We start from the raw sequence: 23,170 nt of genomic DNA, 5'->3' as shown, positions 1-23,170 counted from the left end.
AGGTGATCATCGAACCGCTTGTGCTTCATCAGGCGCGTAAGACGACGCTGCCGGGCCTGCGTGAGGCGTTCACGGCGCTTCCGCCGCCGCCTCCGGCGCTGACGTTTGCCGACTACTCCAGCCTGCCTTTGTCGGAGCAGGAGGCGTACGATCAGGCCCGCGACGACTTCCTCCAGCTCACCCTGCGAGTGCCGACGCCAGAACAGGACATCGGCGCCCGAATTCTGGCGAATCTCATCGCGTCGAACCCGCGACGGAAGAACTCTCGCCGAGGCATGATGATCTCCGCGCCGATGTTCTACGGCAAGACCGAACTGGCACTACTGCTCGCTCGCTCAACCGAGCAGTCACACGCCTTCCGCCATCCTGAGTACGTCGACCGCGGCGAGGTCCCGGTGGTGTGGACGGAGATGACCGACCACTCCACGGGCAAGGCACTACTCATCCAGATCATCGAGTTCCTCGCCCCCACCGTCTCGATCCCCACCCGGTCGAATACCGACAGACTGCGCAAGATGGCGGTCGACATGCTGCATGCCCACCGCACCAAGCTCGTCGTCGTAGACGAGGCCCACCGCCTGGGTGGAAGCGAACCCTCCAGCATCATCAAGGCGCTGCAGAACGAAGCGCCCGCCACCGTGCTTCTTGTCGGTATTGACCTGGGCAGTGGGAAGGCCTTCGGCAGCCGCGAAGGCCTACAGGTCAGAATGCGGTGTGACATGGTGGAGCTACGTAAGGTTGATCAGAAGCAGGAGGAGGGCCGGGTGCTGTGGCACCGCTGGGTGGCCGTCTTCGACCGCAATCTCCCCCTGTGCGGTCACGTACCCGGGCTCCTCACCCGTAACGCGGAAGTACTGCACAAGGCCGCGGATGGTCAACTCGCCGTCCTGGCGATGATCGTCGAGCGACTCGTAGCCGCGATCCTGAACGACACCGCCCGCCGGAACGAACGAGTCACCCGGCAGCGTCTGTACGCGGTGCTCGATGACCTGCGGTACACGACACCGGTCCGACACAAGATCACTCTCGACGATCTCCGCGGAGACGACCTCGACGAAGCCGCATGACTGGTGATCTCGCCTGGCCGGTCCGCCCGAAGTGGCACCGGCTTGAGTCACCCCGCTCCTACTTGCGACGCCAGTGCGCAGCGGCGGGGATCCCGTTCTCCGCCGCTGAAAGGGGGCTGACCACCTCGACGCAGCCGAATGTCGGCCGCGTCTGGGTCGGCGACGACGCGGCCCTAGCGATCGTGGAGGCCGGAGCCGGGCGCCCCGCCGGGCACTGCGCCAGGCTGATGGAACTCGCCCAGCCGAACCCCGAGGGAAGATATCCGAAGCGATTCCTCTGCCGGCTGTGCGCCGCCGGTGAGCGCGTGGAGCAGATCCCTCACGACCGCGAGAACTGGTGCCTTCGGCATCCCGGCCAGATGGTGTGGGTGGGACCGGGCACCATGCCTGAGTCGCAACCAGTGCTTCCGTTTGATCGAACCCAAGCACACGCCGAACGCAAGTTCCGGCGGATAGTTGCCGCGGACCGCGTCGATCCCGAGCTGCACGCCAGGGTATGGGAGATGGTGCGCGACAACGCGGCGCTGACCACCTCACAGGCCCCGACAGAGGCGCCGCGCCCCAGCGCCGACGACCGCGAAATCCTCGGACGCGCGGCGCAGTACCCCGTCGTCGTCGCAGTTCTGGAGGTCCTCTCCAATACGAGCACGATCCAACGCTGGCGGACGATGCCAACGGATCGTGTTCGTGACGCGATCGCCCAGGATCTACCGCCCATTGGCGTTCCGGCAGAGGTTCTCGTCGAGCGGATCTTGCTGTGGATGCGACCAATCCGTCGCGCTACGCGGCCCACCCGTTTCGCCACGATGCACCCATCGCTCGATGTCGTGAATGTTGCCGCGATCATCGATGCCACCGCCCCCTACCCGCTCTGGATTCGGCGCAATCCGAACGCCGTCGCAGAATGGGCCTGGGGTCTGAACGACCGCACACGCAACCCCTGGGACGCGCCGGACATGTCCAAGAACGCCTGGTGGATCTGCGGCAAGGGACACCTCTGGGAGACGAGCCCCTCCACGCGAGGCCTCGCCAAGAGCGGGTGCCCCTACTGCGCTGGCCAGCGAGCATGGCCCGGACATACCGATCTGGGAACTACGCACCCCGACCTCGCCAAGGAATGGGACAAGACGCGCGGCCGCAATGCCGGCGACCCCGACCATGTCAGCGCTGATTCGGGCCGCCGCATCAACTGGCGGTGTCGGAGCGGGCATCGGTGGGCGGCGCCGATCAGAGTACGAGCGACGACGGGACGCGGGTGCCCCTACTGTGCTGGCACTCGCGTGTGGAGAGAGTGACCTTCCTCGCCAGCACGCTCAGCTCGTGTCGCCAGTTCGCGCATGAAGAAGGCGGCGCTCCCTGGACGGACGACAAGATCGGCACCAGCGATCAGGCTGATCGCGCCCGTCCGGCACCAGTAGAGCAAGAGCCAGTCGCGTAGCAACTTCAGTTGTGCCTCCTGGTTGGCGCGAGGCCGGCCGGGATCTGAAATCACAGTCAGCCAGTCGGCCGGCTCGAACATGGACTCGAACAGCTCCGCTGCCGTGGGCCCCTGCAGGTGCTCGTCCCACCATTCGCAGGTCGTCTCGTAGGCCTGACGTGCCGTCGCCGAGCCGTTCGGCTCCGAGACGATGTTGATCAATGCCTCGAGGAAGGGATCACGAACGACCATCTGAAAGCTCGGAACATCGATGTGGACGAATCCCATGTTCGAGAGAATGCCATACCGATTAGGCCTTATTGGGGAGGCCTCGCGGTCAGCCTGAAAGGGTGCGCAGCGCCCCGTCCTCGACCTCGGATTGGAGTGCGTACGTCCGCGAGATCGGGACCAACATTCAACGACACCGCGTGGCGCGTGGATTCAGCCAAGACCGGGTCGCCTACGAAGCCAATCTCAGTAGGTATACATTCCAGAAGCTCGAGAAGGGCGAATCCCGGCCGGATTCGGCCGCCAATCCTCGTTTGATGACGCTACTCGCGATCGCACAGGTGCTCGACGTGGAGCTGAACGATCTCCTTCCGCAGCGCGCGCCTGACCTGACGCTGCGGTAGCTCTCCAGGCTCACACCAGTGGCGCCGGTACGGTGTAACTCGTGGCCCACGTCGACAACCTCATCGAGCGAATCCCCGATCCCCACCTACGGGCGCAGATCGCCGAAGAGGTGGCCAAGCTAGTCGAGCATAAGGATTTCGGCCTCGTCTTTCAGCGCCACCTTCCGGAGGACCTTGAGGTTCCCGGAACCCGGCCGCGGCGCGGCGATGTCGTACGACTCCGCTCCGATGCCGACAAGCAGAACTACGTCGTGCTCTCAGCCCGGGGCGGTGCCGCGTCGGTCATTGCAGTGGACGCGGCGAAGCAGACGATCGAAGGAAGCGAACCCGCAACGCACCCACACGACGAACTCGTCGTTGTCAAGGACTTCAGCGTGCCGATCTACCCCGGCCTGGAAGCGCTCGGCGAGATCAGTCGGGGCGGCGACAAGCCGACACACGTCGTGATCGAGGGCGAGAACTACTATGCGCTGGAGACGCTGCTCTACACCCACGAGAGCAAGGTCGATCTGATCTACATTGACCCGCCCTACAACACCGGCGCGGATGACTGGATCTACAACGACCGGTTCGTTGCGAGCACTGACGCGTACAGGCACTCGAAATGGCTGTCGTTCATGGAGCGGCGACTCATTCACGCAAAGCGTCTATTGACGGACACCGGGGTGATCATCGTCGCGATCGGAGACGACGAGCACCATCGGCTGCGGATGCTCCTCGATCAGGTATTTGGCGAGCAGAACTTCGTCGGGAACATCGTGTGGCAAGGAGGAGGGTCGTCACTTTCACGGTTCCACGCGGGCGGAATCGACTACATGCTCGTATACGCGCGCGACATGTCGGCTCTCACCGATTCCGGCGTGCGCTGGAAAGTGGAAAAGGACGGCCTACAGGACGTTCTCGACGCCGCTGCTGAAGCGTGGGAGAAGTCCGAGCACGACTCCGAAGCTGCGTCGCGCCTGCTGTCGTCGTGGTGGAACAGGAACAAGTCAAAGTACGATCCCGGGCTGGGCGACAACGTCAAGGTCGACAGCGACGGAACCGCCATCAAGGTTGGTGACTTGAGCAACAGCTTGCCAAGGCCCAACCTTCGCTACTCGATCACGGATCCTGCGACGGGCGTCGTCTACGAGCCCCCAGAGAACGGGTGGCGCTTCAAGCGCGAGTTGATGGACGAGATGATCGCCACAAACCGCGTCTTGTTCGGAGTGCGCCCTCGACTGAAAACACCGCTCCGCGATATGTCGATGCGGAGCGTGATGCCGAGCTTCTACAAAGATCGGCGCTCAGCAAGTCAGCACTTGAGCTCCGTGCTCGGCTCGAAGGAGTTCCCCTTTCCGAAGGATGTAGACGTTCTCGCGCGGTGGATCTCCATCACCACCCAGCGATCGACCGAGGCTGTGGTGCTCGACTTCTTCGCCGGCACGGGTTCGACCGTAGAAGCCGTCATGCGTCTGAATGCGCAGGATGGCGGCCGGCGGCAGGCAATTGTCGTCACGAACAATGAACTCTCCTCGAAGGCAACCGCTGGTCTGCGAGCAGGCGGCCACCACCCCGGTGACCCCGAGTGGGAGGCGCAGGGCGTCTCGGCCAAGGTCACCCGACCTCGCATCGAGACTGTTGTATCGGGCGTCCGAGCCGACGGCTCAGTCTTCTCAGACGGACACGACGAGAACGTCGCGTTCTTCAAGCTCACGTACGAGGACGAGAACCTCGTTGCGCTCGGGCGCCGGTTCGACGCGGTAGCACCGCTGTTGTGGCTGAAGGCTGGCGGGTTCGGACCGGTTGTGCGGCGAAGGGGAGACGCGCTCTGGGCGCTCCCGAGCGGTGCGGTCTACGGAGTGTTGTTCGCACCTGCCCACGCGCGGGCGTTCGCTGAACTGATTGCGGTGCATGATCGCGACCTGCGGCACGTGTTCGTGGTTACGGACTCGGAGAGTGAGTTTCAGGAAGCCGTGGCCTACCTGCCGCCCGACCTGCGGCTCGAGACGACGAGGCTGTATGCCGACTACTTGCGCTCCTTCGAGATCAATGGGAAGGGCTGAGGCGTGAAGTTCCACCTCCTCGACTTTCAGCGCACCGCATCAGAGGCGCTCATCACGGAGATCAAGAAGGCGCAAGCGCGCTACGACAACGACTCGGAGTTGCTCGGCGCGGTCGTGTTGGAGGCGGCAACGGGAGCCGGGAAGACTGTGATCGCCACGTCGGTCATTGAGCAGCTGATCTTCGGGTCTGACTTCACGGATCCCATCGAGGGAACCACCATCCTGTGGGTGACGAACGATCCGAGCCTCAACGCCCAGACGGCGCGCAAAATGCAGGAGGCCAGCGAGAAGATCAGCGACATTCGCCTTATCGGGCAGGGCGCCTCGTTTGACGAGGAGTACTTCGAGGCAGGCGCCATCTACTTCCTCAACACACAGGCCGCCTCGGCGTCTGCGCGCATCACGAAACGGTCCGACAATCAGCGACACACGATCTGGGAGACCATCGCCAACACCGTGCGATTGCGCGGGAGCCGCTTCCTGGTGGTCGTCGATGAGGCGCATTACGGAGTGACGGAGAAGCCGGGCGGCTCTCCGACCGTCGTGAACAAGATCATCAACGGCGAGGTCCCGATCCCCGTGTTCGTCGGGATCTCGGCCACTGCACAGAGGCTGAACAAGGCACTTGAGCAGCAAAACCGGTTCCGGAAGAACTACATCGTCCCGATCGAGAAAGTGCGCGACTCCGGGCTCGTCAAGGACCGAATCGTGCTCGCGCCGGCAGCCGTGCAGGGAGAGGTCACCGCGGACACGACATTCGTTCGTCTGGCGGTGCAGAAAACACTCGAGTTCGAGCAACGTTGGGCGTCCTACGCAGAGCAGCAGGGGGAAGCCGCGGTGAAGCCGGCGCTCGTCGTCCAGCTCCCCGATCAGCGTTCCGACGATGGCGAGTTCCTCGAACTCGTGCGAGCAGTGATCGATGCCATCACCCAGGAGTGGCCCGGGCTCGTCGCGTCGAACATCGTGCACACCTTCGCCGAACGTGCCCCAATCGACCTCGGACCGCATCGGGCGGTGCGCTACATGCCGCCGCAGGACATCCAGGATGCAACTCACGTGCGCGTCGTGCTGGCGAAGAATGCGATCACGACCGGTTGGGACTGTCCTCGCGCGGAGGTGCTCGTCTCGCTTCGCGCGTCGGTCGACTACACGCCTATCGCCCAGTTGATCGGCCGGATCGTTCGTCAGCCGCTCGCCAGGCGGATCGCGTCAGATGAGTCGCTGAACCGTGTCCAAGCGTACCTCCCGCGGTTCGACCGAAAGACGGTCATGCAGGTCGTTGGCCAGTTCGCCGGAGGGGAGGCGGGCGCGACCGCAGAGGTCGTGCGCCTGACCCTCGACTATCACGCGCCCAGCGGGATGGAGGCGGCGTTGAAGGTGCTCGCCGAGCTGCCGACCTATGTGGTTCCCTCTCAGTCATCCGCACCGGATGTGCGGCGCCTCCATGCGCTGGCGACACTTCTCGAGAACGATGGGGTCCGGCCGAATGCTGCCGCCCACGCTCGAGCATTCCTCAATGGCAAGCTCGACGATGAACGAGGGAAGCTCGACGCATCCGACGAACTGGAGTCAAAGCGAGAGGCGGTGTCAAGCGCGTCGGTGTTCGAGCTGCTGACGTCGATCGATGGGTCGGTCATCGACGGCGAGCGACTCGTGACCGGCACCCGCCTCGACGCCAAGAACATCGACGATGTCTTCAAGCGCGCGAGCCGCGCGCTCAAGGACGGCACGGCCGAGGCGTATTGGGCCTACCTCGTCGATAAGGATCCCGACGAGGACCCGATCGAAGCGAAGATCACGGTCGCAGCTCTCGCGCTCACCGAACACGTCGTGGACAATGTCGAGACCGCGGCGGCATCGCTCGTTGCTGATTGGTTCAAGCAGCATGCGAAGGCGATCTCCCTTCTGCCTGAGGCTGATCGGTCACGTTATGCACGGATCCAGGCGGAAGCGAAGGAGCCGGCACGGCGCCCCGGCATCATCATCGATGGAACGATCGAGGATGCGATCTCGATCCGGATGGAGCCCGACTCGTCAGACACGCAACTCCGCGCCAACATCCGTGACGATGAGGTGAACCGTTGGCCGAAGCACCTCTATCAGGACGGCGACGGGCGCTACTGGAAGAAGCCCTCTGCGACCGATGGGCTCGAGCGGAAGGTGCTCACAGCCGAACTCGAGGAACCCACCCTCGTGGCTTGGTATCGCAACCCGACTGGCGGCGACCGTGCGCTCTGCATCCCCTACCGTGACAGCGGAACGGGGTCCTGGGCCCGACTCTTCCCCGATTTCGTGACGTTCCACGAGGTCGGTGGCGGCATCCAACCGACGATCATCGATCCGCACGGCATTCACTTCGGGGACTCGGCCGACAAGCTGCGGGGTTATCTCGACTATGCCGATGACCACGCTGCCGAGTACCGCGCGATTTGGCCTATCACGCAGATCGAGGGGAAGACGCTCCTGCTATCCGTTCATGACGCCGCGACGCGCAGCACCGTCCGCGCTGCCCTCGATGCCGGCGAGAGCGTTGAGGCCATCTTCCGGTCGCACGGGATCGCGTACTGAACGCAGCCCCTCAATCGTCGAGGTCACCCTCTCCAAGCTCTGCGTCGATGTCAGTCGAGCGCCGCGACTCGAACGTCGGCGCCGCGCGAACCTGCGTCTGCAGCTTGTCCTTGATTCGCGCAATGAGCAGATCGCGTCGCGCGTCGTAGAAGTCTAGGAAGCTGTCGGCGTCGTGCGGCAGAACGCTCGGCAGAGCATTGGCCTTCACGAATGCTGCGTGCTCATCGGCTCCGGGGTAGTGCTCGACCACCCAGGAGTCCGGCGCCGTGTCGGACTTGCCGATGTTCTCTGGGCCCGGCAGCAGTTCCAAGTTCGGCAGCAGGTCTCGTCTGCCGACAAGCTCCTCCACGAACTCATCGCTGTAGCGGCGAACGCCTTCGGAAGACTTCGCCGTCTTCAGCGCACGGGCATCAAGTTGCGCCTGCGGGAACACGTGATCGACGTGATACTGCATTCGCGTGTCGACGTGATCGAAGAGAGTTGCCAACACTGCCCAGGTGCGTCCACCGCCGTAGGCGAGCCCGAGAATGTCTTCGATGAGGGCGTCGGTCACTTCGAGCGACTTTCCCCGTCGCGCCATCACTTGCTCGATTGTGGCCAGTGGGAATGCCTCCGCGCCGTCGCTCCGCAGCACTTCGCGGAGATCGCGCAAGAGCGTGTCAAGGCCTGATCCCCACACGCCGCGGACAATCAGCGAACGCAGCACCCACGAGCGCAACGCGGCGCGATCCTCGCGGTCATCCTTCTTGTCGGAGACGCGGTATGACGGCGTGAGCCCTCGGCGATGCACGTAGTACGCGACCGGGATGAGCACGCTATCGGCCGTCAACGTGCCGCCCGACAAGCCGAAGTCCGCGAGCAGCTCGGCCGCGATGCGCAGCGAGGTGCTGATGTCGTCCCATCTCGACTCAAGGCGAGCCATGTTCGCGGTCGTGAAGTTCTTCACCTTGAAGCCGACATCTCCGACATCGGCCAGCACGAGCCCAGACTTCAGCACCGTGTCCTGTGAGAAGTCGAACCCCTGGCCGGTGGTGTTCAGCGCATCCACCAGGTCGTGGACGGCCGCGCGAGCATCCTTCTCCTTCCATTGGGCAGTTGCGATCGACATGAGCAGATCGCTGTAGGAGAGAACGGTGCCTCCCGAGTTCACACGGACGAAGATGTCGAGAACGCGCTCGATGTCCTGGTCGGTCTCCTCGTAGAAATGCAGGCTCTGGTTGTGGTGGGCCTCCTGCCAGAGGAGGCTGATCATCTCCACAGCCTTGGCCTCGTTGCCGACGCCGTACTTCACGGGGATCTGTGCCATCTGGTAAGCCTCGCTGGCGTCGAAGATGTCGCTCACGGGGAACCACTTCTTCGTGTCGTCCTCAGCGGCTTGCGTGATCTGCTCCTTCGTGAGGAACGCAAGGTGGTACTTGAGGCCAGCCTCGTTCTCGGGCGCCTCGCCAAGCAGGTTCAGGTAAAGCCGTCGCTCGGGGTATGACCACGCCTTGTTCGCCCATGCGCGCGGATTGCGGTAGGCGTAGGTGCCCCGCAGTCCGATGTTCAGCGACGTGAGCCTCTGCTGACCGTCGAGAACAGCGATCACCTCGCGGTCGGTCGGGATGTCGACCACCGGGTTGTGCTTCTTGTCGTAGCCGCTGTAGTCCTTCAAGAACCCGTAGAACTTGAATGCGCCTACCGTTTCCGGCGCGACCTTCCAGGACAGGAAGCTGCCGACCGGGTATCCGCGCAGAACCGAGTCGAAGATCTTGATGACCTGCGACGGCTTCCACACGTACTCACGCTGGATCGCGGGGAGGATCAACTCGTTCTTCTGGATCAGCTTCAGCGCGGTAGCGATCGTCATTGGTTCTTTGTGGCCCACGCGGAAACACTATCGATGCGGGCGGACGGTCCCGCGACCAAGCTGGCGAGGGCGACACCCCGACCAATTGGGTTCCTTGTTCCTGGCACGCCCCTCACGACGAGGAAGTGATGTCAGCCGCGGCGTCTATGGTGACGGTGATGACCGACACGCCCGTTTCACCAATCAGCATCTCGCTCGACGGATTCTCCGAGGACTACGAAGACCCAGAGCTGGCCGGCGCGCTGTCGTTCATGATCGAGCAGCAGGGTCTGCTGCAGACCCTGGTGACCGGGATCGTCGAGCTGCTCCCGGACACGTCGCTCTGGCGGTTGACACTCACCGGCGACATGATTGCGACGGTGAATCGGGTCACCGACCGCGCCGACGACAACCCTTACACCACGGACCGTGGCGCCGGGCATGCCGGGGCGATCACGCTCCCGCACGAGGACGGCACATTCGACATCGTGGTCTCCGCGAACGTCCTGTTCGCCACCCGGGAAGACGTCGAGTCCGTCGAGGCGCTCATCGCCCACGTGATCGCCGCGGCCGCGCACCTGAGCCGGCACGAGGCTGGGCATGCCGCGCTGCGGCTGCGTGGCGAGGACGCGGACGCCTACGGGGACGTCGGGGGCCTGAGCAAGAGCGACGCGGCCTGCCGCAAGCCGCTCGCCGCGCACGTCGACGACAACCGCATCGAGCAATACACCGCCGTCCACGCGCCGTCGCCGCTGCACCACGTCGACCACCTCACCGACGCGATCGCGCACCTGCGCTCAGAGCTCAACGAGGCCAAACGCACCTGGCGCGCCGATATCGGCGAGGCCGCCTACCGGACCCTCAACGCCGCGAACGGCCTGGTCCGCGTCCTGGCTTACCTCGCCCCCGAACTCGGCCTCGACGAGAGCGGCAAGCCCCGCCGTCCCGACCCGCTGCCTGCGGGCTGGACCGATTACGTCGAAGACAGCTGGGACGCCTGGAGCCTGACCTTCCACCGGCTCCGGCCGGTCGACGAACCCATGACCACCGACGAGCTCGGCGCCGTGCTGGCCGATCTCTGTCGACTGATGAACGCCTGGCTGCGGTCGATCGGCATCGAATGGGGCCTCACCGATGACGACCAGGAGTACATCTTCTGGGAGAAGGACAGCTACTAGGCGGACATCAAGAGCCCCGCGACCTGCTTGAGCACCTCCGGGATGAGCCGGAGGCACCTGCCTCCATCGCGCAGTCAGATCTCGCGATGATGTCGGAGGAACGCCTCAGCATGGGCATCGCCAACAACTCGTCTCGAACATCGTGGAACCCCACCGCACCAGAACCTGCACCTGAGAGGACCCTGTCAAACCAAGCGGCAGTAGTGCCCGGCAAACAATGCACTTCTTATGCTAGCCTGGTGGACGGAGGTGAGCTATGGCGGATGCGGCGATCTCGATGATCACGCTGCTGCGTGAGGCGAAGGGCTGGAACCAGACCGAGCTGGCACGTGAGGCAGGGGTGTCGCAGGCTGTCGTCTCCCGGCTGGAAACCGGGGCGCTGGAACTCACCCCGGATCGCCGGGATGCGCTCGTGAAGGCGCTGGACTGCCCGCCAGAGATCCTCGAGGAGCAGCCCACCGTCCCGGGCCTGGCGATTAGCTGCCTGCACCACCGTCGCCGCGCGAGCACGATGACGGTCCGCACCATGCGGCGCATCGAAGCGCTCACCCACCTGACCCGGCTCACGATGGAGGGCCTGCTCACGGGGATCGCGCCGCAGCCGCAGCGCACCTTGGTCCGTGACCCGATCGACCTGGACGGCGATCCCCGTGAGGTCGCTCGCCGCCTCCGGGAGCGTTGGGATCTCGGCGACGGGCCGATCCGCAACCTCGTCGGCGTGGTCGAGTCCGCGGGCATCATCGTGATCGAACGACCGCTCTCTACTCCGGGGCAAGACGCCGTCTCCACCTGGCCCGGCGACCGGTCCCGGTTCCCGATGATGCTGGTCACCAAGGGCCTCGCCCCCGACCGGCTCCGTTTCACCGTCGCGCACGAGCTCGGACATCTGCTGATGCACGACATCCCCGGCCCGGAGCAGGAGGACCAGTCCAACAAGTTTGCCGGCGAGCTGCTCGCGCCCGCCGACAGCATCCGCCCTGACCTGGCAGGGCTTCGCACCGGAGAGTTCCGACGGCTGCTGACCCTCAAGGAGAAGTGGGGCATGTCGATCGGCGCGCTGATCCGACGCGCCTACGACCTGGAGATCATCACCGACCGGCAATACCGCGAGTTCAACATGCGCCTCGGCCAGATGGGCTGGCGCAACAGCGAACCCGGCGACGTCGCCTTCGAGACCCCGTCCACCCTCACCCAGATCATCAACGCCCACAAGAACATCCGCCACCAAAGCGTCGCCGACATCGCACGACTGGCAGGCATGACCGAAGAAGGCTTCCGCCGTCACTACCTCGGGGAGAACCCGGAACCCGAGAACCTCGTTCCGATCACGTTGGGAGCCGCAACATGACCGATCTCGTCCCGCCCTCCGGTCACCATCGCGCCCTGGCTCCCGCCGGGACGGGCATCGACAGCGCCATCCTCATCCACGCCCCCCAGTCCAAAGTCGACCGCGTCGCCGCGTTCAGCCGCAACGCCGGCATCACCGCCCTCTACACCGTCGCCGGCGGCAACAAGACCGCCGCCGCCGACAGGCTGCTCACCACTCACCGCTCCATCGCCGGTCCCGAATCGCGGATCCTGTTCGACGCGAACCGCTACTCCGGCAAGAACCGCGCCACCGGTGACGCACCGCTCAGCCTCGAATGGGTCACCTGGCAGCTCGACCACGGCGCGCCGGTCGCGCTCACCGACACCGGGTACATCAGCCTCGAGAACATCGCCCAGATCGACGTCGCGCTCGGCCGCGGCGCCGACATCGCGAGCCAGGCCTCCGGGACCGTGATGACGATGCTGCCCATCGAGTCCCTCATCCTGAAGAACTCCGCAGACCAGCTGCGCACCTCGATCGACCGCGCCGGGGTCCCCGTCGCCCTCGCCCTCGGCCACAGCACCGACCCGTTCGGCGGCGTCGACACCGTCCGCGGCCTGCTGCACGTGCTCGGCTCACGGGTCAGCATCGCGCTCCTGCGCACCGACCTCTCCGCCGTCGCCGCGGTCGCCGCCGGCGCCCTGTTCGGCGCGGTCGGCACCAGTAGCACCCTCCGCCACATCTGGCCCTCCAAGGGCGGCGGCCGTAGCCCCGGAACCTCCGTACTGGTCCCGCGGCTCATGTCCTACCACCTGCTCGAGCGGCTCCCGCTGGTCGCCGCGCAGGTCCCCGCCGATTACTTCTGGTGCGACTGCAACATCTGCGAAGGCGGCGCGGTCTTCGACCACGTCACCGAGCACACTGCACCCGAGCACAGCATCGGCTCAATCGCCACATTCGCGTCGAACCTGCTCTCCGGAACCCGCGAGGAGAACCTCAGGTCGTTCCGAGAGAAGGCGATGAACGCCCAGACCCTGCACTCCGAGATCCAGGTCGAGATGGAAGACGTCCGCTGGGCACCGGCCCGCTCACTCGACTCCTGGGTGAAGGCCCTCGACGGCCGGTAACGCGCACGGCAGCGCATCCGACCGGATCGCCCACTCGAACAACCGCTCCTCATACACCCGACGCCACAACGGGCTCAACGCCGAGCCCGCACGCACGCCCGCATCGCCGCCGACCTGCACCTCGATGCTCGTCCCGTCGCAGACCACCAGCGCCGTCCCCTGCGCGTCGAACTCCTCCGCGACCAGCGGGGAGCGGCGCGGGAACGCAGGGAACATCCCCATCGTCCTCGCCAGCGACCGCAGCGGCCGCAACGCCCTTCTCGTCGGGGTCGGCGCACCCACCCCGATCATCGCCGCGACCCGCAGCACGGTCGGGCATCCCGCATCCAGCAGGTCGCGCACGGCATCCGTCGCCACCGCCGGGCCATCCATTCTGCTCAGCCGCGCTGACAGCGCGCGCCGGTCCCAGACCACCACCGGATACACCTTCGCGTCCAGGAACGTCGTCACCGGCAGCACCGCCGCGCCCGGCAACAGTGTCGTCGTCGTGTGAGCAGCCGCGGCATCCCGCATCCCTGGCTCACCCCACGCGCGATCGGCGGCGTTCGGGCGAGGGGCCTGCAGCACGTTCGAGTTGCTCATGCCGCCCCCTCCAGCTCACGTTGCAGACGAGACCCGGCTAGGACTTCCACAACTGCGTCATTCCGCGGCCGAGCGTAAATCGCGCCGCCCACACCAACCCCGAGAGTCTGCATCACCCACGGCGGCGTCACAAGCTGGCCGACCTTCGACACCATCTGAGCCCCCTCCTCACCCTCCTCCGCGCGACGCACGCACACCACCCCCTCGGCCACCTCGAACCGGACCCGCCCCGGCACATCGATACCCACCGACACCAGCACCCGTCGCGGGATCGACAACTGCCGCCGCGCACCGATCATCCGCGGCCCATGCACCAACGGCCCACTCACGCCTTAACTTTAAGACGGGAGCCGCCCGACGTCCACAGGCGCCGAATCGATGCCACGCTGAGACGATGAGCACCCCGAGCCAGCGGCCAACCAACGCCGACAGTGTCGCAGGATTCGACCGCACCATCCCGCTCGCAGTCGAAGCGCTCGAACGCCGAGCCCGAGACGTCGAGAGCGTCGCCGGCGCCGGCGACGAGGCTGCGGTGGTCAAGGCGTATGCGGCCGCACGATTCTTCATCGTCCAGACCGACGTCGACATGCGCGTTCTACTCCGCGCCATGGCCGCAGACCCCGCCGCGCGGGTGACGACCGAGAAGCTGCTTGCCCTCGTGCTCCGAGAGAGCATCGAAGGCGTCTACCGAGTCCTGGGAGAACTCCAACGCACCGCACGCACGCAGACCGGTCGATTCGCCAACTTCATTGACATCGACGGGCTCACCACGGCCCAGAACGACTACAAGACAAGCGTCCGGGACATCGCGGACGATCGCCCCTTCAAGGAAACGCTCGTCAAGATCCGCAACGAGGTCGCCGCACACATGTTCAGCGACGACGTCGGCATCGAGTCAGCGGCCGCCTGGGTTGTCTCCCGCTCAGTCATGCCCAAGACAGACGACGCCATGTTCAGCAGCCTGATCTTCAGCCGATCGATCCAAGTCCTCCGCGCGCTCCACACACTCGACGAAGCCGTCGCGACCATTCGCGGGTGAGTCCCATAGCGTGGTGTCACTTCCCACAGGGTCCTCGTCGTCGTTGACGAAGTGAGGGCCATCGTGGGAGACCAGTTGTTCCGCCAAGAACCCTGAAAGTGATCCCACGATGACCCAGTACCAGTCTGCCTTGACGACCTTGATCGGCGAAGTCCTCGCCGATCCCGACCTCGCCCACTCGGACGTGTTCCGTCGGATGCTGCAGGCCGGCCTGCAAGACCTGATCGACGCGGAAGCGACGATGAAGATCGGCGCGGCCCCGCACGAGCGCACCCCGGAGCGCACCACCCGCCGCAACGGGACCCGCCCGAAGACCCTCGCGACGCCGGCCGGGGAAGTCGACCTTGCGATCCCGAAGCTGCGGGAGGGGTCGTTCTTCCCCAGCTTGCTGCACCCGCGCCGCCGGGTCGACAAAGCGCTCTACGCGGTGATCTGCCAGGCCTGGATCGATGGGGTCTCCACACGGAAGGTCGACCAGCTGATCCGAGCGTTGGGCAACGACACCGGCATCTCGAGGTCGACGGTGTCCCGGATCTGCGGGGAGATCGACGAGGCCGTGCAGGAGTTCCTGCACCGTCGCATCGATCACACCTGGTTCCCCTATCTGTTCCTCGACGCCACCTACCTCGACGTCCGGGTCCGCGGCCGTCGTCTCGCAAGCCCTCGTCGTCGCGACCGGCGTCAGCGGTGACGGCCGCCGGGAGATCCTCGGGATGGCGCTCGGCGACGCGGAGACCACGGACTTCTGGACCGAGTTCCTCCGCGGCCTGCGCGACCGGGGGTTGAAGGTCGCGACCGACGCGGACCCGCTCGGCGTCGCCTTGGTCACATCCGACGCGCACGCCGGCCTGAAAGCCGCGGTCAAGGCGATCCTGCCCGGGTCCGGGTGGCAGCGTTGCCGCGTCCACTTCGCGCGAAACGTGACCCAGAAACTCGGATCGGCCCGCTCGAAGCCGGTCAACGCGATGATCACCACGATCTTCGCGCAAACCACCCCCGAAGCCGTCACCGCGCAATACCGGGCCGTGACCGACGGGCTCCGCTCGTCGTTCCCCGAGATCGCCGACATGCTCGCCGCCGCCGAGGCAGACCTCACCGGGTTCGCGGTCATGCCACGCGAGCATTGGCAGAAGATCTGGTCGAACAACCCCATCGAGCGACTGAACCGCGAGATCAAACGTCGCGCCGACGTCGTCCAGATCTTCCCCGACCGCGACAGCGTCACCCGGCTCATCGGCGCCGTCCTGCAAGAGCAGCACGAGGAATGGCAGTACGGCGAACGCCGCTACTTCTCCGACATCTCCATGCGCAAGCTCATCCACACCCTCCACGAGCACACCGAGACACCCCGCGCCGAGCTCTACCTCACCGCCTGACCCCACCCATCAGGAACAACCGAAGTGACACCACGCCACGGGACTTGACCCCATTCGCCGAATGTGATCCCAGCACGACTCAAGATCAGCGCGGAAGCTCCAACACACCGGACCCGATCCGCCGCGGCGGCCACGCATTGAGAACGAACTCCGCGCGAGGGGGACGCTCAGTGTCATAGGGTCCTGCTCACTGGGCGAGGAATGGACGCGTTCACCGAGCGTCAGATAGCTGCCTCGCGACACTCGCCTCGGTATCGATCTGGGCCTGAAGCCGCCGCACCGTGCCGGACGCAACGTCGAGCGGGATTCGCTCTTGCTCTACCCGTCGGTACCTCGCCGATGTCGGGTCGTTGAGGAGCCCGTACAACGCCCGCTCGTCATCCTCGAGATTCGCGGGCGCGGGGCGGCTATCGGCGGCGATCAGATTCCCACGCTTGTCGCTGTTCGTCCCGTACACCTCCCACCGCTCATATGAGGGGACGTCCATGAACAGCGATCGCGCGGGGATGCCGGCGTCGCGGAACTGGGCGAGAATGCGGAGTCCGTCGGCGTCCATGTCGCCCCAGTAGATGACCAAGGGCGCCTCGCGCAGCCAGTCGGTATCCGCAAATGCCCCAGCTCCCGACCCGGCGCCTTCAACGGCGATCGCTCCACGGACTTCTGGGAAATGGATCGCGGTGTCTTTGTTCTCGCAGATGATGACGATCTGTGGCGGGTACGCCGGCCTGAATGCGTCTCCGACTGTTGCCGAGTCGTGGCGTCGGTTGCCGGCCGACAGATGCGCCGGGTCGAGGTAGGTGAAGTGGATGCGGGAGGGGTGGGGCGGGTGCAGCCCGAGGTCGCGAAGGCCAGCGAGGCGCGCGACGGTCTGCGTGCGGGACTCGAGCCACTTGGTGTGAAGCCCTTCGAGCGGAACCTCTCTGGGGCTGAGGCCCGAGTTGGGGTGCCGCTCGAACCATGAGGCCGCTTGGGCGAGGAGCTCGACGTCCACGCGCGCCCAATCCGCCGTCGCGAGAATCGTGCGGGCCAGGACGTCTCGGCGATTAGGGAAGTGGGCGTCGATGATGCTGCCGTACTCACGCCCGCGGGCCAACCGTGCCGTCCACTCGGGCCCGGCGATGGCGGACGCCACATCGATGCTGGGAATGATGATGTGGGACGGCATCGGATAGGCGGTGCCATCAGCGCGGATGTTCTTCTCTCTGATGTCCGCACCCCACGCGGATGCCTGCGTTCGCCACACGTCCACGAGTTCGATGAGCTCGCCGAACCCGGCCTCGAGCATGTTGGCGTCCGGGCGGCCAAGTGAGTATCCGCGCGGCCACCATTTCGGCTCTCCCGTGCTCTGCGAGGCGACCTCGTCGGCCCAACGCTCAGCCACGTGCAGTCGGATACGTCGTTCGACCTCCGAGACCGTCTTCACGCGACGCCCTCCTGTCGCTGGTGGTAGGCGTGGTCGACGAACGAGTGCCCGGACTGGCGGTTTTTCGAGACAAGGATCGTCTGGGCGACGTGGCGTTCAAGCCCGGTGTACTTGTCGAACGGCGCCCCAATAACGAGTTGAAACCCGAGCCCCTTCCATGCCTCAACGGCCCGGCCCGCGTACTCGGAGTCCGCCTTGATGAACCCTTCGTCGAGGAACACCGGGGCGAAACGCGGAAGGTGCCCGAGCTCGTCGCCGAGCTGGAACCGAAGCGCAGCTCCGACGATGAACGCGACGAGCTCCTGCATCTCTCCACCACTCTTGCCTGCGAGCGAGGAATACTCGGCGACTGGATCTGTGTCGAGCGCATCGGCGTACTGCTTCGCTGTGATCTCTACATGTCGTCGCACGTCGAGGATCTCCTCGCGGACAACTTGAGCTCGAAGCTCAGCAGTGAGCGCGGGGTCGTCGCGCTTGCGGATCTTGGCGACGAACACTCTCATCTGCGTGAACCGCTGAACGAGCTGCTCCTCAGACGCGCCCTGCGTAGCGAGCTTCTTGAACCCATCCAGCTCGCGACGGAACGTGGTGACCGTCTGCGGCGCGAGGCGTCGCATGTCGATCTTCAAGCGTCCATCCGTGGGCCCGAAGGGCAGGCGCTCGAGGATCGCATTGACGGCGTCGAGGCGGGCCTCGATGTCGTCGACGGCGGAGCTCATCGCGCTGCCCAGCAGTCGAAGACTCCTTCCGCTCCACTGCAGCGCAGTCTTGCGCCATTGCTCCCGCTGTTCGTGGATCCCGACGCGCTGGATCTCGTCGAGGATCGCGATGTATTCGTGGTAGGAGTCGATCGTCTGACCACGCGTCGGATCGTTCCATCGCTCTTGGAACTGTTCGAAGGCGCGCTCGATCTGCTTGCGGCTCGACGCCTCCTTCTCGGCTGCACGTGAGACCCCATCCGCGAGGGCTCGTTCGAGCCGTCGCAGATCTGTCTTCCAGGTCCCGCTCGTCGGCACCTCGCTCGCAAGTGCGCGCTCCCATGCTTGGTCGAGGGCCCTCGACAGAGCCTCGTCGAGCGTCAAAGATCCGTTCTCCTCGAGCGGCCACAGGACGTCGTTGACGGTGTCAATCATGTCCGCCAAGGCGCTTCGTTTTTCTGCGACTTCTGAGAGCTTGCCTTCGAGCGAGTGCTGTAGGCGTCGGGCGCTGTCGGCTACCGCGGACAGGGTTTCGACCTGCTTCTTCAGCACGGCGAGGACGCCGTCGTCGGCGAGCAGCTTCTCCTGCAGCGCACGCAATTCGGCGATGTGACGAATCGGCGTGTCCACATCAACGTCGACCCACGAGAAGTCGAGGGTGCGGAGGTAGGCGGCGTGCCGCTTGTCGACTGCCTGGATTTCCGCCGCGACTCGCGCCCTCGCCCGCTCGGACTCTGCTAGCTGCGCACGAAGGTCCTTCTGCTGCGCCTCGAGCGACGCCTTCAGGCCAGCGTTGTCGAATCCGATGATCGGACGCGCTGTGTTCCCTCCGTGCGCCCCTCGCCGTCGTTGTCGTGTCTGACCCGAGGGCGTCACGCGGAGACCCTCACCAGCGAGTCCATCCGTGCTCGACACGCACAGGGCGTTCCTGGCCGGTGAGCTGAGATGCTCGATGACCCATGCCTGGTACGGAGAGTCCTGGTAGTCCAACTTGCCGGCAATCCGCTGCGGGTCCATAGGCGCGGTGTGCGCGACGACACTGCGGTCAACGCCTTCGAAGTTCAGCCGCAGCGACGACCGGATCGGGTCGATGGCCCGGGAAAAGCGTTCAAGGTGCTCACCGGGCACGAGCAGGATCCGCGCGCTCGCGTACAGGACCGTCTCGATTGCGCCCCGCCACCGGTCCTCGCCATCAGCAACGTCGATGAGTTCGGCGACGAACGGGAGATCGGCCACGTCGAGTCCGGCAGCGTCGGCGGCCTCGCGGCGCCGAGCGTCCATCGATGCGTCCACGCGACCAGAGCGACCTTCCAGCGAGCGAAGCTCCGCCCGGACGCTCTTGAGCTCCTCGCCGAGCGGGTGCTCGTCGCGGATCATCTGCTCGCGCTTGCTCTCGAGCTCCGCCTTCACCCCCGCGGCGCGCTCAGGGAATGCGCGGGCTTCGGAGTGGATGGTAAGAAGGTCGCCCTCCCCGTCCACGACGCGATCGAGACCTGCCAGAGCGTCACTGAGTCGCGCGCGCATCCCGCGGCGGCCTTCGGCCGCCTGTTCGTACCGAGTGATCTCATCCGTGAGCTGCTTGTCGCGGTCCCCGCCGCCGGCGTCGTAGTCGGCTTTCGCGACGTCGAGTAACCGCTCCGCCTCGTGGGTGGCAGTTGTCGCGGTACGGAGCTGTTCCTGGAGTGCGGCGGCCTGCTCGCGGAGCAGGCCGTCTTCGCGCTCGAGGATGGCGGAGTGGGTGCGAAGACGCCAGAGGCCCGCCGGGGTGTCGTCGGCGTCGACAGCTCCGAGTGCTCGCGCCTGCGCGATGTCGCGCTGCGCGGCGAGCATCTCCTCGTAGAGGCCGGGCACCGGTGCCAGGAGATCTGCCTGGTGTTGGGAGGTCTCCATCTTCCGATACATCTCGTCGAGTTCATCGAATGTCGTGATGGCTTCGTCGGCGACGCGGAACGTCTCCGGCATCTCGATGACGAGCCGTTTGTAGAGGTCGTCGACGGTCGGTGACATCGTTCCAGCTTGGATGCGTGCGAGCAGTGCTAGCGCGTTCGCCCCGTCGCCGCCCTGCCCGATCCCGAGCCTCGAGAACAGCGCCTGCGAGAACTCTCCGTACGAGCCATAGAGGCGCAGCTCCGACCATTTCTGCTTCATCGCCTTCGCCGGGTACGACTCGGAACCCACGCGGGCGAAATCGCCAAGCTGGCGGATCTCGAACGACCCGGGGATCGTCATCATCCGTTTGACTACGTCGCCGTCTCGGGCCGCGCCCACCGGGACGAAGTACGCGCGCATGGCTGTGAACCGGTCCCCCGTCTCGGCGATGAAGGTCGCCGCGATCGCCCCCCAGGTGGGTTTGCCCTGGCCGCGGAGCACCTTGTCGACGGTGACACCGTCCTCCACGGTGTCATCGGTCTTCCCGCGCAGGTAGGTCAGCACACTCCGCTGCTCTGCCCCCCTCGCACGCCCCACGGTCGCTGCGTTCGAAGCACCGTTGAAAGGGACGTCGGAGGGCATCATGAGCGCGAGGTAGGCGTCAAGGACCGTGGACTTCCCCACACCGGATGCGCCGGTGACGATGGTCGTCTCGGGGTGGAACGCGAACGTTGCGGTGCGCTGGTGGAAACCGCCCCAGTTGACGAGCTGAATCTGCTCGATCCGCCACTGCGAGCTCGGCAGGAGCGGGATGCCTGCGGAGATTTCACTCATCGTTGCTTGCCTCCGTGAAGTAGGTGACCAGTTCGCGCAGCCTCGTGAGGGGCAGCAGTCGGGGCAGTGCCGGCGAGATCGTGTACACGCCGTCCTCTGCTGTCTTGTCGAGAAGTCCGGCGGCGGCGACCGCGTCGATCGCATTGTTGACTCGACGGCCATCCATGTACTGATCGGTCGCTGTCTTCGGACGGTTGCCGCCGATGAACGCGTGAATGTCGCTCCTCGAGACGACTGCGCGACTTGCCCCGCTTGAAGTCTGATCCCGGTGGGTGAGGCATAGGTGGACGAGCACGGCAGTCTGGTCCCGATTCCAGGTCATCGCCCGCAGCAGCGCAGGGAAACCCCGTGTGCTGTCGGCGTTGCGTACCTGCACCTTGAACGCGACCTCGTACTTGGCGTCGTACTCGAGGTCGAGATACATGTCGTTGAGTCTCGACTTCACCTGCGCGTGGGCGACGGTGAGCGTCTGCCACTCCTTCTTGTGGGTGTCGCTGGTGATGAAGCGCTCGTTGAGGATAGCGACGAGCGCAGATCGGACCTCGGCGGTGAGCGTCCCGGTGTCTCCGTCGAACTCCACCGATGACAAGTCGTCGTCGACTTCCTGCTCCGGCTCGTCGTAGAGGTCCTCTGGCGTGCGGTCAGTCAGATCATCGACCGACAGCTCGGCAACCGTGTCGTCGAGCTCCTGGAAGTCACTGGTCATCGTCGAGCCTCCGCGTCGGGGTGATCTGCGGTAGCAGCAGGACCTGTTCGGTACCGTCGGGCCGGCGGGTGACGTATGCCTCGTGCGTGCCCGTGCGCACCAGGTCGTCACGGTCCGCGATGAGGTGCAGGAGGCCCAACGCGTCCACCGGTCGCCGCTCGTCAGCTGCGAGCCGGGGGAAGACGTCTGCACCGATCGTCCACTCGCCGTCCGATGCTGCAGCTTCGTCGAGCGCACCGCGGAGCGCGTCCAGGTGCGGTCCCCCGTAGCGGCGAAGCTCATCGAGTGACATGGCTTCCGGACGATCCTCTTCGGCGCCGTCCTCGAGCGGGTCGAGAGGGACATCCGAGGCGGGGTCGTACAGCTTCTCCTTCAGGTGCAGGATGTCCAACCCGTCGGGCAGCATCTCAACCGGAACTGTTTCTCGTGGCCCCGCTGTCTGCATCCACGCGCTCAGGCCGGCTTCCAGCTGCATCAGCACCCGGTCCAGTTCACGATCCTCGGAGATGTTCCGGGATCGGATGTAGGTGTTGAGGGTCTCGATGGTGTCGACGATCTTCGCCATCGTGTCTCGTGCTCCGTCCCGCACCACGCGGACGATCCCGATCATCGTCTGCTTCTCCGCGGTGGTGAGAACCGGAGAGATGTCGGGATGCTCGACCAGCGCGGTGATGTCTGAGCGCAGCTGATCGGTGAGAGCATCGTCATCCAGCAGGTTGAACGCCCCCTCGAACGCGCGCCCTTCCGGTGTCGCGGTCGTCAGGTCGTCTGCGCGGATCAGGAAGTCGGCGACGATGTCCCCGGGCGGTCGCTCGTCTGCCCGGAAGTCCTCCCGCAACCTGTCCTGCAGTGCCTCTACGACCTCACCGACACGGGCGAACTCAATGGGCAGACCGGAAACGAGATCCTGCAGCTCAACAAGCCCCTCGAGGATGAAGTCGGCGGTGACGGGGGCGATCGGCTCGCCTGCCTCGAGCCGTTCCAACTCCGCCTGCTGCTGGGCGATCTGCGCGCGGAGCCGGGCGATGCGGGCATCACGGTCAGGGTTGGAAGCCGCGTTCAGCCGGTTCGCGGTTTCCACGATGTTCTTGATGCGGTGCTCGGACAGATTCACCCGGTCGCGCGTCAGGGATTGCACCAGACCGAGCGCTTGCATCGCGTAGGACGTGAGCGTGTAGCTCTGTCCGTCGACGTCACGGGTCAGCCACCGCCGTCGCACCCACCCCATGCACACCTCTCTGCCATCCCCGTCTGGGACGTGGGAGATCCCACGCTCGCGAAGTTCGCTGAGGGCTGCGTCCACCATCTGGTGCAGACGGGCAGTCGGCTGGGTCTTCGAATCCTGCGGGAATCCGGAGCGAAGAATCGCGACGTTCGCCGGTGCGAGATTCCCCCGCAGCAGAGACAGAGTCGGCTCACCGAAGGCCGCGATCACGCGACTGTGTTCCGCGACGATACTGCTCACTCATACC

At 65.4% G+C, this 23,170-nt stretch carries 17 protein-coding genes and 1 pseudogene; 10 read left to right on the top strand and 8 right to left on the bottom strand.

The annotated features are described in order from the left end of the window. Positions 1-2: 2 nt before the first annotated feature. Positions 3-1,067, top strand: a complete 1,065-nt coding sequence (locus IM777_RS00805; protein ID WP_194384252.1) for a TniB family NTP-binding protein — start codon at positions 3-5, stop codon at positions 1,065-1,067. Then, the gene (locus tag IM777_RS00800) at positions 1,064-2,362 is read left to right on the top strand and encodes a zinc-ribbon domain-containing protein (RefSeq protein WP_194384251.1); all 1,299 of its coding nucleotides are present in this window, start codon (positions 1,064-1,066) and stop codon (positions 2,360-2,362) included. The genes IM777_RS00805 and IM777_RS00800 overlap by 4 nt, the downstream gene beginning before the upstream one ends. Here IM777_RS00800 and IM777_RS00795 read toward each other — a convergent pair. Further along, positions 2,329-2,772 (bottom strand): hypothetical protein, encoded by a 444-nt coding sequence (locus IM777_RS00795; RefSeq protein WP_194384250.1) that lies wholly within the window; start codon positions 2,770-2,772, stop codon positions 2,329-2,331. The genes IM777_RS00800 and IM777_RS00795 overlap by 34 nt on opposite strands. 62 nt (positions 2,773-2,834) lie before the next feature. Here IM777_RS00795 and IM777_RS00790 point away from each other — a divergent pair, with 62 nt between their 5' ends. The 3 genes from IM777_RS00790 to IM777_RS00780 are packed head-to-tail and all read left to right on the top strand — an operon-like array spanning position 2,835 to position 7,729. Beyond that, complete coding sequence (locus tag IM777_RS00790; RefSeq protein WP_194384249.1) at positions 2,835-3,116, top strand: helix-turn-helix domain-containing protein; 282 nt, start codon at positions 2,835-2,837, stop codon at positions 3,114-3,116. A 41-nt stretch (positions 3,117-3,157) separates the two neighbouring features. Continuing rightward, the gene (locus IM777_RS00785; protein WP_194384248.1) at positions 3,158-5,161 is read left to right on the top strand and encodes a site-specific DNA-methyltransferase; all 2,004 of its coding nucleotides are present in this window, start codon (positions 3,158-3,160) and stop codon (positions 5,159-5,161) included. Between the two features lie 3 nt (positions 5,162-5,164). Beyond that, positions 5,165-7,729, top strand: coding sequence for a DEAD/DEAH box helicase (locus IM777_RS00780; protein WP_194384247.1), 2,565 nt, complete (start codon positions 5,165-5,167; stop codon positions 7,727-7,729). Positions 7,730-7,739: 10 nt separating this feature from the next. Here the strand turns inward: IM777_RS00780 and IM777_RS00775 are convergent, their stop codons facing one another. Next, the gene (locus IM777_RS00775) at positions 7,740-9,578 is read right to left on the bottom strand and encodes a DUF262 domain-containing protein (RefSeq protein ID WP_228480882.1); all 1,839 of its coding nucleotides are present in this window, start codon (positions 9,576-9,578) and stop codon (positions 7,740-7,742) included. A gap of 158 nt (positions 9,579-9,736) precedes the next feature. Between IM777_RS00775 and IM777_RS00770 the strand changes: the two genes are divergently transcribed. The 3 genes from IM777_RS00770 (at position 9,737) to IM777_RS00760 (ending at position 13,171) form a co-directional block, all read left to right on the top strand. After that, on the top strand, positions 9,737-10,735 hold the full coding sequence (locus tag IM777_RS00770) for a hypothetical protein (RefSeq protein WP_194384245.1): 999 nt from the start codon (positions 9,737-9,739) through the stop codon (positions 10,733-10,735). A gap of 256 nt (positions 10,736-10,991) precedes the next feature. Further along, a complete protein-coding gene (locus tag IM777_RS00765) occupies positions 10,992-12,083 on the top strand; it encodes an XRE family transcriptional regulator (protein WP_194384244.1) in 1,092 nt (363 codons plus the stop codon). Further along, positions 12,080-13,171: a hypothetical protein gene (locus IM777_RS00760; protein ID WP_194384243.1), complete on the top strand. Its 1,092-nt coding sequence runs from the start codon at positions 12,080-12,082 to the stop codon at positions 13,169-13,171. Before IM777_RS00765 ends, IM777_RS00760 begins: the two co-directional genes overlap by 4 nt. Here IM777_RS00760 and IM777_RS00755 read toward each other — a convergent pair. Together IM777_RS00755 and IM777_RS00750 are read right to left on the bottom strand one after the other, a co-directional pair. After that, complete coding sequence (locus IM777_RS00755) at positions 13,133-13,753, bottom strand: hypothetical protein (protein WP_194384242.1); 621 nt, start codon at positions 13,751-13,753, stop codon at positions 13,133-13,135. The genes IM777_RS00760 and IM777_RS00755 overlap by 39 nt on opposite strands. Next, on the bottom strand, positions 13,750-14,082 hold the full coding sequence (locus IM777_RS00750) for a hypothetical protein (RefSeq protein ID WP_194384241.1): 333 nt from the start codon (positions 14,080-14,082) through the stop codon (positions 13,750-13,752). Before IM777_RS00750 ends, IM777_RS00755 begins: the two co-directional genes overlap by 4 nt. A gap of 65 nt (positions 14,083-14,147) precedes the next feature. Between IM777_RS00750 and IM777_RS00745 the strand changes: the two genes are divergently transcribed. Both IM777_RS00745 and IM777_RS00740 read left to right on the top strand, forming a co-directional pair. Then, the gene (locus tag IM777_RS00745) at positions 14,148-14,792 is read left to right on the top strand and encodes a hypothetical protein (protein WP_194384240.1); all 645 of its coding nucleotides are present in this window, start codon (positions 14,148-14,150) and stop codon (positions 14,790-14,792) included. 109 nt (positions 14,793-14,901) lie between these two features. Continuing rightward, positions 14,902-16,168: pseudogene (locus tag IM777_RS00740) on the top strand (IS256 family transposase). Positions 16,169-16,379: 211 nt separating this feature from the next. Here the strand turns inward: IM777_RS00740 and IM777_RS00735 are convergent. From IM777_RS00735 to IM777_RS00720, 4 genes are read right to left on the bottom strand one after another with little or no spacing between them, the layout of a single operon-like run. Next, positions 16,380-17,591 carry a Wadjet anti-phage system protein JetD domain-containing protein gene (locus IM777_RS00735; protein WP_194384239.1) on the bottom strand — a complete coding sequence of 404 codons (1,212 nt, stop codon included), beginning with the start codon at positions 17,589-17,591 and terminating at the stop codon, positions 16,380-16,382. Then, on the bottom strand, positions 17,588-20,992 hold the full coding sequence (locus tag IM777_RS00730) for an ATP-binding protein (protein WP_194384238.1): 3,405 nt from the start codon (positions 20,990-20,992) through the stop codon (positions 17,588-17,590). The genes IM777_RS00735 and IM777_RS00730 overlap by 4 nt, the downstream gene beginning before the upstream one ends. After that, positions 20,985-21,698 (bottom strand): DUF4194 domain-containing protein, encoded by a 714-nt coding sequence (locus tag IM777_RS00725; protein ID WP_194384237.1) that lies wholly within the window; start codon positions 21,696-21,698, stop codon positions 20,985-20,987. Before IM777_RS00725 ends, IM777_RS00730 begins: the two co-directional genes overlap by 8 nt. Continuing rightward, positions 21,688-23,163: a DUF3375 family protein gene (locus IM777_RS00720; RefSeq protein WP_194384236.1), complete on the bottom strand. Its 1,476-nt coding sequence runs from the start codon at positions 23,161-23,163 to the stop codon at positions 21,688-21,690. The genes IM777_RS00725 and IM777_RS00720 overlap by 11 nt, the downstream gene beginning before the upstream one ends. Between the last annotated feature and the right edge of the window lie 7 nt (positions 23,164-23,170).

The sequence above is a fragment of the Microbacterium luteum genome, from assembly GCF_015277875.1.
GTDB lineage: Bacteria > Actinomycetota > Actinomycetes > Actinomycetales > Microbacteriaceae > Microbacterium > Microbacterium luteum.
This window is presented reverse-complemented; position numbering and strand designations above follow the sequence as displayed.

Coding starts and splice junctions, on each gene's coding strand:
- IM777_RS00800 (WP_194384251.1), top strand. CDS start 1,064: ATGACTGGTGATCTCGCCTGGCCGGTCCGCCCGAAGTGGCACCGGCTT.
- IM777_RS00795 (WP_194384250.1), bottom strand. CDS start 2,772: ATGGGATTCGTCCACATCGATGTTCCGAGCTTTCAGATGGTCGTTCGT.
- IM777_RS00775 (WP_228480882.1), bottom strand. CDS start 9,578: ATGACGATCGCTACCGCGCTGAAGCTGATCCAGAAGAACGAGTTGATC.
- IM777_RS00770 (WP_194384245.1), top strand. CDS start 9,737: ATGACCGACACGCCCGTTTCACCAATCAGCATCTCGCTCGACGGATTC.
- IM777_RS00765 (WP_194384244.1), top strand. CDS start 10,992: ATGGCGGATGCGGCGATCTCGATGATCACGCTGCTGCGTGAGGCGAAG.
- IM777_RS00760 (WP_194384243.1), top strand. CDS start 12,080: ATGACCGATCTCGTCCCGCCCTCCGGTCACCATCGCGCCCTGGCTCCC.
- IM777_RS00755 (WP_194384242.1), bottom strand. CDS start 13,753: ATGAGCAACTCGAACGTGCTGCAGGCCCCTCGCCCGAACGCCGCCGAT.
- IM777_RS00745 (WP_194384240.1), top strand. CDS start 14,148: ATGAGCACCCCGAGCCAGCGGCCAACCAACGCCGACAGTGTCGCAGGA.
- IM777_RS00730 (WP_194384238.1), bottom strand. CDS start 20,992: ATGAGTGAAATCTCCGCAGGCATCCCGCTCCTGCCGAGCTCGCAGTGG.
- IM777_RS00725 (WP_194384237.1), bottom strand. CDS start 21,698: ATGACCAGTGACTTCCAGGAGCTCGACGACACGGTTGCCGAGCTGTCG.